Genomic DNA, 13308 nt, shown 5'->3' on the forward strand with positions numbered 1-13308 from the left:
GGATTTACGAGTGTAAAGTCCGCAGTTAAGTTTTTAATTATTGGTAACCGCTAATCTTACCTCTATATTACCACGGGTGGCGTTAGAGTAGGGGCATACCTGATGCGCTTTATCTACCAATTCTTTAGCTTTTTCAAGTTCCGCACCGCTGATATTAACATCAAGCTCTACGGCAAGGCCGAAACCTCCGGCATCGTTTTGCCCGATGCTTACCTTTGCAGTAACAGCGGTGCTTCCGGTAATAGCCTTCTCTTGTTTGATCACTAAATTAAGGGCACTGTCAAAACAGGCTGCATAACCTGCCGCAAATAATTGCTCGGGATTGGTATGGTCGTCATCGGCACCGCCAAGTGCTTTGGGCATCCTAACTTCCAGGTCTAATACGCCGTTAGTGCTTTTTACATGGCCGTTGCGGCCCCCGGTTGCGGTTGCATCCGCTGTATATAATGTTTTCATTTTATTAAAATGGTCTCTTTATTATTATTTTAAACGGGCGATCATCTTTTCGGCAACACCTTCTGACGAAGCAGGGTTTTGCCCGGTTATTAGTAAACCATCTTCAACCACATGTATGCCCCAGTCGTCGGTTTTGCTATAGTTTCCGCCCAGGCTTTTCAATTCATCTTCAACTAAAAACGGTACAACATCGGTCAGTTTTACTGCCGCTTCTTCTGTATTCGTAAAACCGGTTACGTTTTTACCTTTAACAAAAGGTTCGCCATTATCAAATTTTACATTCTTGAATACGCCGGGTGCATGACAAACTGCACCTACTAATTTACCGGCGTTATAAAAGTCGAGTATCAATTGTGCAGATTTTGCATCATTAGCCAGGTCCCAAAGCGGGCCATGGCCACCCGGGTAAAATACCGCATCAAAATCCGACGCTTTTATCTCGTCAAGCTTATGGGTGTGAGCTATCACATCCTGTACTTTTGCATCATTATAATAACGTTTGGTAGCCTCAGTTTGCGCAGAAGGTGCTTCGCTGTTGGGGTCAATAGGTGCCTGGCCACCCTTAGGGGTGGCTACCACTACCTCATAACCGGCGTCAGTGAATTTATAATACGGTGCGGCAAATTCCTCTACCCAAAAACCGGTTTTGTGGCCGGTACTGCCTAATTCATCGTGTGATGTAACTACAAATAAAATTTTCATTGGTGATGTTTTAATGTTATATTATTGATTGTTCTTTTTGAGAGCGTTGGTACTCCAAAGCGCCCATAGGATAAGGACCGGTTGAAAAAAGAGTCTTATAAGCCGTGCATTATCGGTATTAAGGCCGAAGGCGTTTACTTTATTAACGTATTGTGAGATATTGCCGGGGAAAATGAGTACAAAGAAAATGGCCGCAGTAATCCCAACCCATCTTTTGTACCTGATCGCAAAAATAAGGGCTAAACCCAAAAATACCTCTACACCACCCGATAAAATAACTGTTAAGTCGGGGTTGATAGGAAGCCATTTGGGTACCTGTGCTAAAAATTCCGTCCGGTTAAAAGTGAGGTGACTTGCTCCTGCGAAGGTTAAGAAAGCCCCCAGAACTATACGGGCAATATTTTGTATTTTGGTAGTACGCATTATTTATCTAAAACTTTATTTAAAAGGGTTTTCAGTTGCAGAAGTTCGTCCATTGATACATTAGCGCATTTAACTAATTCCATCGGGATATGCTTTGCCTTTTCTTTTAATTGGGCGCCTGAAGTTGTTAAAGAAATCATCACCACGCGCTCATCATGTTTGCCCCGGGTACGGTTTATCAATCCTTTCTGTTCCAGTCTTTTTAGTAGCGGAGTAAGCGTTCCTGTATCCAGGTAGAGCTTTTCGCCTAACTGATTTACAGTTTGCGTTTTATGCTCCCACAATACCATTAATACCAAATACTGCGGATAGGTGATATCAAGCTGAGCCAGCAATGGCCTGTACAAATTAGTCAGGTTTCTGGAGAACGCATACGCGGGGAAACAGATCTGATTTTCAAGCTTCAGTAAATCTTCCATTTTTATTTAACAAGATAAGGGTAAAAATGTTTTGCAAAATATAATTTTGCAATTTTTATATTGTATTTCTGCTGTTAATTAAGTCAAACTAACATGCAATAGGCCAATTTGATGAACTGATATCATTTACCTGTGAACTTTATTTGTGCTAAGTGGCAATTGAGTCTGAGCAATATGATGAAATACAACTTATAGTTAGACAGCTAAATGATTTAAATAATAAATAAAATCATGAATTAATTAATAAATAGTCTCTGGCTACTTTTTGTATTAACCCGAACTAATTAAGCATAATAATTACAGCAAACATTATGCGCTGCCATGTGTAGTCTTAGTAACCCTATCGCTTAGCGACCCATTTTTGAAAGTCAAATTTATCGCTTTCCCGGCAGGTTTTAATTTATTTACAATTATGAAAAAGTTAAGCATCATTTTGATTGCCGTCGGATTATTACTGATAATTGGTGGTAGCGTTTTTTACAAAAGTCATCAAAACCCAGATGATAGCGGAGGTTCCGCTTCCATCACAACCCTTAACGGCGGATGGTCTGTTAAAATTCCCCCGTATTTTGGGGGTGTTATGTTGTTATTTGGTTCCATTTTCCTCTATATATCAATAGATAGTGAAAAAGGCAAAGCAAAGTTGTTGAGTTAAACAAAATAATCGATTTATACACGTGAACTGGTTTAATCAATGACTAATTTTAATAATGTGATAGGCCGCTCATTTTGCGGCCTATCACATCAAATGAGGCGTCCAAAATCTCTTTGGCTATAAAAAATTTCTGCACTTAACCAGTTAAGTTAATTAAGCCTCGCGATCCATAGCCTGGATCTGAGAATTAACAATACAAAGTGTTCATCTTTAAACATTCTCATCCTTGTGAGAATTATAAATGTAGGGGAGCGGGTTATTTCTGTTGATATTTACCGGGTCCCGATTTATTAATTATCTCTTTTAATAATGAATTTTCGACTAATTGAAATATCAAAACAACTGCCCTTTTGGCTATGGAATTCAATTATAATTGCGTTTGTGCTTTTAATTGGTTTACTATTTAAAAGTATTATTACTTTTATTTTAGGCAGGTATCATAAAAAAGACGACATCCGATATTCATTTCCGCACTCTATCCTCACTCACTTAAGCCGTCCGTTAAACCATTTTATACCAATATTAACCCTCCAGGTTTTATTGCCGTTTATTGCTTTAAAGAACACCTATATAATTTTCGCAAGCAGATGGTTAAGCATTATTTTAATTATTTCTTTTTCACATCTTCTGTTCAAAGCATTTAACGTTTTTGAAGATTATGTCTATCACCTCTATGATTTGAATAAAAGCGATAATTTGAAAGAGCGTAAAATACGGACGCAAATGCAATTTATAAGGCAGATAATAAAAGTAACGGTGATTTTGATCGCTGCATCTGTTATATTATTAACTTTTGATAATGTTAGAAAATTAGGTGCCGGGTTACTAACCGGAGTAGGTATAAGTGGGATTATTATAGGTTTTGCCGCACAGAAATCTTTAGGCAATTTACTGGCCGGCTTTCAGATCGCTTTCACGCAGCCGATAAGGATTGACGATGTGCTTGTTGTTGAAGGCGAGTGGGGGCGTGTTGAAGAAATTACCCTTACCTATGTAGTTCTTAATATTTGGGATCAGCGACGCCTGATCTTGCCGATCAATTACTTTATCGAAAAACCTTTTCAAAATTGGACACGTTCAACCTCGCAGATCTTAGGAACAGTTTTCCTCCATATGGATTATGCAGTACCAATAGATTTGCTTAGAGAGGCGTTAAGCAAGTTTTTAGAAACCAATGTTCTTTGGGATAAGCGGGTAGGTATCCTCCAAGTTACAGACAGTAAAGAACATACTGTAGAACTTCGGGCACTCGTAAGCGCCCGAAATTCTTCAGATGCGTTTGATTTAAGATGCATGGTTAGGGAACACCTTATTAAATTTGTACAAAACAATTTCCCCGGTAGCTTACCAACCGTCCGATATCGTAAAACAGAGGGTATTCACCATAACGAAAATTTACCTATTTAATCAAATCAACCGGTTCTTTTGGATATGAAATAATAGTATCTAAAAATGACTGCACTAGATAAGGCGACTGCAGGTTGTATTGGGCAAAAGTTGCATCCTGCCCAACTTTTATAGTATAGGAGTTGTCAACATCGGTTAATGCTTTAAACATATCTTCATCGGTCTGATCGTCGCCCATGCAGAGTATAAAGTCATATTTATCCTTCGATAACAATTCTAACGTAGAAATTCCTTTACTAACCCCCTTGTTTCTTACCTCTATAACTTTATGACCATTTAAGACGCTTAGCGGCAATGAGTATGTCTGCTCAATTAAATTTTCATATAATTCTTTGGCCCGCAAGTCACCCTGAGAAATATCGGCGTTGCGATAGTGCCAGGCTAATGCAAATTCCTTTTTTTCGATAAATGAATTTGGGCATTTAGATACATATTTATTCATTATGGCTTCAATGGAATGCATCCAGTGATTATTGTCTGCATGAACTTTATTCTCCCAACTCAATTGCTTAAGGCGCATTTTAGCACCATGTTCTGCAATTAGTCCCACAGGCAACTTTCCCAGCCATTTTTCCAACGTTGCACTATCGCGCCCGCTTATGATAACAACTTCGTTCTCCGGGATTGCAGAGAGTTGACTTAAAATTTCTATCACTTTATCTGGAGGGGACGCTAACGCTGGCTGCTTAGAAAACGGAACCAGGGTTCCATCATAATCGAATAATAATAAACGCTTTTTAGCCCGCGCATAATTTTTTAGAATCGTTGCCCGAGAAAAACTGTCTATCATTTTTATGTTGAATTCTACTTGTAATTTTTTGGTTTCCTGTAGTTGATCAAAGAAATCTGTTGCCCAGGTAACAACGTCGTATTGTTTAATGCGCGTTTGCATGGCCTGCATACGTTGTGCCTGTTCATCAGTATCCATTTCAATCGCCTGCTTTATCATAGCTGCAATTTCTGAAATGTCGTTTGGGTTAATTAGCAAAGCATCAGTTAGCTCCTTTGCAGCTCCGGCCATTTCGCTCAACACCAATACACTTCGCTCATCCTTTCTGCTGGCTACAAATTCCTTTGCAACCAGGTTCATGCCATCGCGTAGCGGAGTAATAAGTGCCAGGTCGCACGTTGTATAAAGTGCTACTAATTCTTCAAAACTCAGATGGTTATATTGATAAATTATCGGCTGCCAGCTTAGGGTGCCTACGGTACTGTTTAGGTTTGCGATAAATTCGTCTATCTCCTTTTTCCTTTCCGCATATTTTTTTATGCCATCTCTTGATGGAACCACAATAAGGGCAAATACAACTTTGCCTATATAGTCCGGGTTTTTATCCAGGAATTTTTTAAAGCCCCTTAACCTGTTTTGAATTCCTTTAGTGTAATCTAACCGATCTACCGAGAAAATCATTTTGTTATCGCCTTTAAGCGTTAGATAATTTTGCTGTATTAGCTTAATGTCTTCCCTTTCGGAAGCGTTATTGAATAGTTCAAAATCAATACTTACCGGGAATGACTCGACTTTAATTTTTCTATTTTGCCAGGTAATAATATTGCCGTCACATTTTGCTTTCATCGTCATCTCAACAGAGGATAGGAAGTATGATGCATATTCTACTGTGTGGAAACCGATAAGATCTGCACCCATCATACCTGACAAAATTTCGCGTTGCCAATGTTTAGGGATTACGCGAAATATTTCATAAGCAGGGAAAGGAATATGTAAAAACAAACCTATTGTGAGACCTGGAATCATTTCCCTTAACATAGCTGCCAGCGGCAGCAAATGGTAATCATGTATCCACACTACGTCATTTGCTGTAACCTGGCTTGCCAGAGTTGCTGCAAATAATTTGTTAACGCTTATGTATGCGTCAAAATTAGTTGTTCGATATTCAGCAAACGATGGGAAATAATGAAAAAGGGGCCAAAGCAATGAATTTGAAAAGCCGTTATAATACAACTCATATTTTTTAGCGTTTGTAAATACTGGTAAATATTTAAAATCTCCGGTTTGGCTAACTGGAGTGATGCTGTTCCATGTGGCCTCATTGCATCCCGGCACGCCAGCCCAGACCTTCTCGGTAAAATCATCTTTGTCATTTTTACTTAAGTAGGTAGTTATAGCTGATACCAACCCACCCGACGATGGTCTGTAAGTGTATTGGTGTTCGGTAATCTCGATCGTAATTGGTAGCCTGTTTGCTACGATGAATAATTTTTTTTTCATTGTTAATTGATTTAACATTGTTTATATAATATTTATATAATATAAAACGGTAAATTTTGTTGAGGGGCTGCAGAAAAACAGTTATGTATAGCTGATCACGATTGATAGCATTAATTAGGTTTTTGCAAATTGCCTGGAAAAACCAAATGGGTTTCTCTGCGGCTTTTCAGCTTCATAGATGAATATTAATGATATTAATTTATATGACCAGGCGTTGGCATAAGCAATTATTGTTATACCCCGGTTAAGCAGTTTTATAAAAAAGACCTGTTATATTAACGAAATACTCAAAATGGGCTCAGCCTAAACAGGAATTTGGAGTGTAGTGAAACAAAATTCTGCAAGATTGGAATAGGCCTGTCTTTTACTGCATTATTAATACCACCATAATCAGGAAAGGGAAATCTTTCGCTGTGAGGTAATTCCAAATTGTATCCGGACGAACGACAGACTAAATAACGCTTTTTAAATTTTATTTGATAACTGTCTTTTTCGTCATGCTGGCCGGTATGCTTCAGAATAAATTGCCCTAAAAGGTCAACCAGGGTGTTTGGCTTAAAATAATGCGCTTTCGAATTGACGTGGACATGGTTAACCTGGCAAGGCAAATAGGCCACGTTAAAAAATGCTACAGCATTTATAATCAATGCAGAAAGAAATATTAAACTATATTTTTTCACCATGGTCTATTGCAAATATAATAAAAATGCAAAAGAGGGTGGAATTTGTATGCCTATTACCTTTTGCGAAAGGTGCTTTTTGATAGAATTATTTTAATCTGTTAAAGATCATACTTTTACCAATCCATTTGAAATGCCAGTACCCCCGTACTTTTAATTGTCCTTTTTTATTGATATTAGCCGAGGCATTCCATTCTTTACCATGCCTGGAATCATAAACGATCCCATCCTCCCAAGTGCCTTTTTTATCATTATATTTAAGATCTCTTAAAATACTCATACCCAAAATCGTACGGTTCCGCAATTTGGGGTTAGGATTACGTTTGTCCTTCCAGTAATTCATAGGTTTCCCTTCGGTATCGCTGAACCAGATAATTTTAGCGATAAAGTCGTTACCCTGGGTAGATATCTGAATGCGGAGCGTTTTTGCCTCATTTTCCCATTTTCCGCAAATCCGGTTTCTTGCCACCACGTTCTGTGCAAAACAGCTTTCGGAGCGGAAGGGGAACAGTAAAATTAAAAAAAGTATATAGGGGATTTTTTTTTGGAGTAGATGCATCTAAGTTAGACTCCCTGATGTCTTAAAAGTTTAATGACATGCGTTTGAGTTACCAAATTTCTGTGCCTGTCCGTTCCAGAAAGGTTATTGATAAACAGTACGGCGACCTCTGCATTCCGAATCATCCGCTGGGTGAAATTACCAAAGAAAAACTGCTTTAAATTCCTATTTGTATTGCCTTGCACTATTATTAGTTGGGCATCCTCGTCTTCGCATATTTTTTTCAGGTCTTTAGCAGGATTCAAGGTGTAAACAGATTTTCGCGTCACAGATTCTGCAAAGCGGCTTACTCTTCTTTTTATTTGATCGGAAACATTCCTGATCGTACTTAAGAAAGTCAGATCCTGCGTTTTGACCAATCCTATTATGGATACACGGGCATTGTTGCCGGCAATAAAGCTTTGGGACAGCTTAAGCTTTTCTACCGGGTTTTCCTGGCTGGTTACCGGGAAAATGATCCGCTCGAAACGGTTAACTTCTTTGCTTGCAGGGACGGTCAGCACATGGCAGTCCACATGTTGCAGAACTTTATAGGGAAGACTATCGTTTAAGTAAGACTTTTTATCAATATTGGGATCAGTGCCTATGATGATCAGGTCGATATTTAATTCTCTTGCTTTGTCGGAGATGATTATAGGCCGGTTTCCTGAGGTGATCTGCAGAGAGCAGTTGACCTGATGGGTACAAAATACAGTCTGAACAATCTTTTCTAAAAGCACTTTGTCTTTTAGATACACCTCGTCCATTATTGGTTCAAGGGTAACCATCTGTCCCATTTTAGGATAATGATCCATAAAATCCTGTACGTAAAGTAAATGTAATTGCGCCAAGTGCCGCTTTGCCATTTGAATGCCTGTGTTCAAAGCATTTAATGAAGTTTCAGTGAGGTCAACAGGTATAAGAATATTCTTTATTTGGTTTTTCATAATAAACATATTTAAGTGGTTAACAATGGCGATTGGCCAAGTTAGAATAGGGTGATTTAGGATAATATACGAATTTTTCATCATAACTGCAAATGAAATACAGAAAAGTAACAATAAATTCAGATATTTCTTTATAATATCCTTATTTGCTTTTGGCCCTGATAAGTCCGGATAACGGTATCACGCAGATTGATTTCTTCCACATTATCGAGGCCTTTTGCCCAATGGGACAGTTTGTCAATAATTAGTTGGTATGCGTTATTAATATCCCTTATAAGTGCTATTACATAATTAGCCTGACACCGCCAAGTTCGGAAACATGATATGGGAATTTGTTACTTGGAGCGCCGATAAACATAAAATTTTTAGGAATATCCCATTTCTTGGATAGCTGATCGATGATCTCCGGACCGAAGATGCCGTCAATCTCTACGAAATCAATGTCGATCTCCGGATAAGCCCTGTCCAAAACCTCTATATCCTTTCTAAGGCTATCATTATTGCTGTCCTCATTAGCGATGTGAACGATCTTAAGGCGTTTGGTTGGTTCATTATCCTCAACATAAATCATCACCCTATTTAAAATAGATACGTTATCTCCGCGGGTAAAAAAAACCAACTCCTGCGACTTGATTTTTACAAGGGCACGGTGCAAACGGACGTTGCTTAGGATCAACTTACGCAAAGGTTCTTTAAGATAGGTGATAGAATAAATCAAATAACGGATAATTCGGGCACGGTTCAGCATAATAATGATGAATAACATAGCAGGTATCAGGTATTTAATAAATACGTAAAACGAAAGGATATTAAGTTTCATGTTACCTAAAAAAGCGGCTATTATGAACACAATGGCAATAACAACGGAAATTACCGGCGCGTTTTCTACCCTTGGCAGTTTACTTCTTTTTGCTTTGAGCAATAAGTTACCTATTCCAAAAAGTGCCATAACCAGCAAAAAAGAGAACGTATAAACACCGGCGAGATTGGCCAGGTTGCCTTTAGTGACTAATAAGATAGAAACACACAGCGAAAAAAAACCTATAACGATGCGGTAATTTACTCCCCGGCGGTTCTTTTCCAGAAAAAAGTTGGGTAAAATGCGGTCCAGGGTTATACGCTCTGCCAGCCCGGTCACGCCTACATAAGAAGTTAATACAGCGCCGCTCAATACCAGTACGGCATCAATCGAAATGATATAACTCAACCAGCTTCCGCCTGCAATTTGCCCCATGAACGATAGTAAAGATTCCTGATGATTATTTATAGAAGCCATCGGAATGATACTTAAGGCGAGGAGCGCAATAGCCGGGTTAAAAAAACTAACTACACGCCACATATTCCGGAGGGTCTTTGGAAATACGCCATCCTTTTGTTCTTCCACGAAGTTTGCCGAGCTTTCAAAACCCGAAATACCCAGCATGGCTGCTGAAAAGCCCAGGAAAAGGGCCATCGCCAGTCCGCCTGAGCTAACTGGCAAGTGCCAGTTAGCCAGAAAAATCGCAAAGCCATTGTTCAGAATGAACCAGCAGCATGTTAAAACCAGCAGGCTTAATGAAGCCAAATGCGTGATAAAGATAATGACCGCCACAACAGCGGATTCGCCCATTCCGATAATGGCAAGCATCATAAAAATAAGCAGGATCATGATCGTAGCTGGAATAAGAGGCAGTGAATGAACGATGCCATGAAAATAGAACATGGCCTCATAGGCAGAAATAACCGCTGTTGCCATGTAAGAAAGTATAGTAAGGCATGCTGCGAAGGAGGCTGTTCTTTTTGAGGCGGTGTTAAGAAGCACATTGTAAGCGCCACCGTTTAAAGGCAAAGCTCCTACAACCTCTCCATATATTTTCCGGAAAAGGAACAATACCAATGCTACGATCAGCAAAGAGAGCCAGGCATACTGACCGGCGTAGGCAATAGTTAACGCCGAAACATATAAACAGGACGAACTAATGTCATTGCCGCAGATGGATGTTGCCTGTAATTCATTTAATTTAGGATGGGCAACATTGGCTTTTTTCATTACTGGCTTTATTGGATGATCAACTTAAGTGATGGCGACTGGTAGCGTTGTTGCAACCATTGCTGTAATTTTACAACGTCGGGTTTGCGTAATGGTTTTCCGAAACGGGCCATCGCAATTTTTTGCGTATCAACACGAAGTGAATCTGCCGTGCGAATAGCTATTTTATTTACGCCGAAAGTTTTTAATGTAGGATAAAGAAATTTCATTTCCAAAATCACCACACTATCTATGGCAACATTTTTTTTGGGCATCACACGAATGGTGTCGGTAGCAGCACGACTGCTGAAAACGTCCTCTAAAATACTTGCCTTAATTTGTGAAAAATTTAACTGATGCCTTGCATCCAAGCCCTGGCGGATGGTTAGGGTCACATTATTCAAACGGTATTTATTCATATGGAGCTTCAATGAATCAATTACCGGCTTATCGAGAATGTTACCGATCAAGAGCAAATCAATACTTTTTTTATCGCTGCTATACTTGAAAGATTTTGAAACTACCTGCGTGTTGTCAAAATGGAATTGTTCCTCAACAAATTTCCGTGCATTACTTTCAAATATGCTTCTGTTTACAATACGGTAGGCCATATATACGCTGGGAATTATTGTAATAACAACAATCAGGATGACGTATCTCGTTACTTTTTTCTCAGCACCAGGCGTTTCAAAAACCTTTTTGTGCATTTTTAGGTATCTGGCCATTAAAAATGTAGCAATGGCAATAAAAACGCTATTGATAAAATAAAGATAGATCGCACCAAAAAAGAAATACCACTTTCCCATAGCCAAGCCAAACCCTGCCGTGCATAAGGGGGGCATCAAAGCCGTAGCGATAGCAACACCCGGGATCACATTATTTTTCTCTTTTCGCGAGGCAGCAACCATACCAGCCATGCCACCAAAAAAGGCAATGAAAACGTCCCAGGTTGATGGTGATGTTCTTGCCAGCAATTCAGACTGGGCTTCATGTAAAGGGGTGATGGAAAAGTATATTGTAGATGTTATGATCGCAATGATAGTTGCAACGAGTAAGTTTTTGCCTCCCTTTTTAACCAGTTCCAGATCATTAATGCCAATCCCTAAACCGATACCCATAACCGGCCCCATAATTGGCGAAATAAGCATCGCACCGATAATTACAGCTGTAGAATTAACATTAAGGCCTATAGAGGCGATGAAAATGGCAAAGATCAGCGCCCAAAGATTTGCGCCCCTGAAATCAACGTTTTTTCGGATGGAACTGACAATATCCGACTCTTCGGCTTTATCTTCCTGAAGATTAAAACGATGAGTAAGCAGATAACGAATTTGACGAAACAGGTCGCTCATAAATTTACTTTTGAGATTTTACCTGCAATTTTTGTGCAAGTTTACCGATGGTTAAACCTTGAACCAATATCGAGAAGACTACGACGATATAAGTAATGAGTACAAATTCATCCCTGTGCATGCCAGCACTTAGCGATAGGGCCAATGCAACAGATATACCGCCCCGCAAGCCCCCCCAAGTCAGAATGGCGATGGCATTGTTTTCAAATTTGATCTTATAACGCAATAACATCACTGGAAATATGACGGATATCCACCGGGCCAATAACACGATAAGGATAGAAATTGCGCCGATGATCATGACGGTTGAATTGATTTTGATGATGAGCATTTCCAGGCCGATAAACAGGAATAGGACGGCGTTCAATATCTCATCAACCAAATGCCAGAACTTACCAAGGTAATCACGGGTTTCATCAGACATACCTTCGCTCTTAGCTTTATTCCCGGTTACAATGCCCGCCACAACCATTGCCAATGGCCCGGAAACGTGCAGGTGGGAGGCCAGCGTATAACCTCCCATTACAATAGCAAGCGTAATTAAAACTTCCACCTTATATTCGTCTATAGATCGGAGGGCCAGGAAACCCAGGTAACCCAGAACTGCTCCGAAAGCCAGCCCCCCTACAGCTTCCTGAAAAAAAAGCTTGCCAATTTCTGTAAGGGAAAACGCTCCGTCTGACGATCGGGCAATTTGAGCGATACTAATAAATATCACTACAGCCACGCCGTCGTTGAACAAAGACTCCCCGGCGATCTTCACTTCCAGTGATTCGGGTATTTTAGCCTGTTTTAAGATCCCCATCACGGCAATGGGATCTGTTGGTGAAATAAGCGAGCCAAACAGCAGGCAGTAAATAAATGGGATAGGCATACCGAAAAAGCCAAATAATAACCAGGTCATGCCCCCCACGAGAAATGTGGAAACCAGGATACCGATAGTAGCCAACAATAAAACCGGCCATCGTTCTGCCTTTAATTTAGCGGCATCAATATGGATGGCTCCGGCAAAAAGAAGGAAACTCAGCATAAAATTCATAAGCACATCCTGAAAATCGACCGAGTTGGCTAACTGTACAGCTTTTTCAGATAACAGCGATTTTGAATTACCTAAGGTTACCAGGACCACAGAGCATATCAGTGACAAAGCCATAATACCAATAGTTGGTGGCCATTTGATTAACCGGTGATTAATATAGGCGAACAGAGCGGCTAAAACTATGGTGATCGATATAATTTCCTGGGTATTCATTTAGTCAAAGGCATTAATGTAATTATACTAAACTAATAAATTAACTTTCTTTTTTCGGATCAGCACCAGAATTATCACGCTAATCATCAAAATACTTCCTGTACATGGGGGGATCTTTGAACGACGCCAACCATGAATCTCATAAACTTCAATATTTCCTGACGTGATGATAGGGCGGGGCAACAGAAGCTTTTTCGGAAGTCGACTATGACACGGGGAAAGCAGTACCTACCCATGTA

The 13308-nt window shown here is 39.7% G+C and carries 13 protein-coding genes; 2 read left to right on the forward strand and 11 right to left on the reverse strand.

Translation table 11 applies throughout. The annotated features are described in order from the left end of the window. Nucleotides 1-33: 33 nt before the first annotated feature. The 4 genes from IDJ75_RS15640 to IDJ75_RS15655 are packed head-to-tail and all read right to left on the reverse strand — an operon-like array spanning nt 34 to nt 2000. Nucleotides 34-456: an organic hydroperoxide resistance protein gene (locus IDJ75_RS15640; protein ID WP_191176558.1), complete on the reverse strand. Its 423-nt coding sequence runs from the start codon at nt 454-456 to the stop codon at nt 34-36. Between the two features lie 24 nt (nt 457-480). Next, on the reverse strand, nt 481-1158 hold the full coding sequence (locus IDJ75_RS15645) for a type 1 glutamine amidotransferase domain-containing protein (protein ID WP_191176559.1): 678 nt from the start codon (nt 1156-1158) through the stop codon (nt 481-483). Nucleotides 1159-1179: 21 nt separating this feature from the next. Then, entirely contained in the window at nt 1180-1581 is a 402-nt protein-coding gene (locus tag IDJ75_RS15650) for a DoxX family protein (protein ID WP_191176560.1), read from the reverse strand. Then, nucleotides 1581-2000, reverse strand: coding sequence for a MarR family winged helix-turn-helix transcriptional regulator (locus IDJ75_RS15655; protein WP_191176561.1), 420 nt, complete (start codon nt 1998-2000; stop codon nt 1581-1583). Before IDJ75_RS15655 ends, IDJ75_RS15650 begins: the two co-directional genes overlap by 1 nt. 412 nt (nt 2001-2412) lie before the next feature. On the opposite strand from IDJ75_RS15655, the gene IDJ75_RS15660 reads away from it, so the two are divergent. Next, nucleotides 2413-2655, forward strand: coding sequence for a hypothetical protein (locus IDJ75_RS15660; RefSeq protein ID WP_191176562.1), 243 nt, complete (start codon nt 2413-2415; stop codon nt 2653-2655). A 309-nt stretch (nt 2656-2964) separates the two neighbouring features. Further along, nucleotides 2965-4062, forward strand: a complete 1098-nt coding sequence (locus IDJ75_RS15665) for a mechanosensitive ion channel family protein (protein ID WP_191176563.1) — start codon at nt 2965-2967, stop codon at nt 4060-4062. Here IDJ75_RS15665 and IDJ75_RS15670 read toward each other — a convergent pair. The 7 genes from IDJ75_RS15670 to IDJ75_RS15700 all read right to left on the reverse strand — a co-directional run bounded on the left by IDJ75_RS15670 (nt 4055) and on the right by IDJ75_RS15700 (nt 13069). Further along, a complete protein-coding gene (locus tag IDJ75_RS15670) occupies nt 4055-6292 on the reverse strand; it encodes a bifunctional alpha,alpha-trehalose-phosphate synthase (UDP-forming)/trehalose-phosphatase (RefSeq protein WP_191176564.1) in 2238 nt (745 codons plus the stop codon). The two genes, IDJ75_RS15665 and IDJ75_RS15670, sit on opposite strands and share 8 nt — an antisense overlap. Nucleotides 6293-6579: 287 nt before the next feature. Further along, entirely contained in the window at nt 6580-6975 is a 396-nt protein-coding gene (locus tag IDJ75_RS15675; protein ID WP_191176565.1) for a hypothetical protein, read from the reverse strand. Nucleotides 6976-7060: 85 nt separating this feature from the next. Then, nucleotides 7061-7441, reverse strand: coding sequence for a DUF2147 domain-containing protein (locus IDJ75_RS15680; RefSeq protein ID WP_191176566.1), 381 nt, complete (start codon nt 7439-7441; stop codon nt 7061-7063). Nucleotides 7442-7536: 95 nt separating this feature from the next. Further along, nucleotides 7537-8457, reverse strand: coding sequence for a universal stress protein (locus tag IDJ75_RS15685; RefSeq protein WP_191176567.1), 921 nt, complete (start codon nt 8455-8457; stop codon nt 7537-7539). A gap of 283 nt (nt 8458-8740) precedes the next feature. Beyond that, nucleotides 8741-10486 carry an APC family permease gene (locus tag IDJ75_RS15690; protein WP_191176568.1) on the reverse strand — a complete coding sequence of 582 codons (1746 nt, stop codon included), beginning with the start codon at nt 10484-10486 and terminating at the stop codon, nt 8741-8743. Nucleotides 10487-10494: 8 nt separating this feature from the next. Then, on the reverse strand, nt 10495-11817 hold the full coding sequence (locus tag IDJ75_RS15695) for a TIGR00341 family protein (RefSeq protein ID WP_191176569.1): 1323 nt from the start codon (nt 11815-11817) through the stop codon (nt 10495-10497). Nucleotides 11818-11821: 4 nt separating this feature from the next. Further along, nucleotides 11822-13069 carry a cation:proton antiporter gene (locus IDJ75_RS15700; RefSeq protein WP_191176570.1) on the reverse strand — a complete coding sequence of 416 codons (1248 nt, stop codon included), beginning with the start codon at nt 13067-13069 and terminating at the stop codon, nt 11822-11824. Nucleotides 13070-13308: the final 239 nt, after the last annotated feature.

This window comes from Mucilaginibacter rigui (assembly GCF_014773275.1).
In the GTDB taxonomy this organism is placed as follows: Bacteria; Bacteroidota; Bacteroidia; order Sphingobacteriales; family Sphingobacteriaceae; genus Mucilaginibacter; species Mucilaginibacter rigui_A.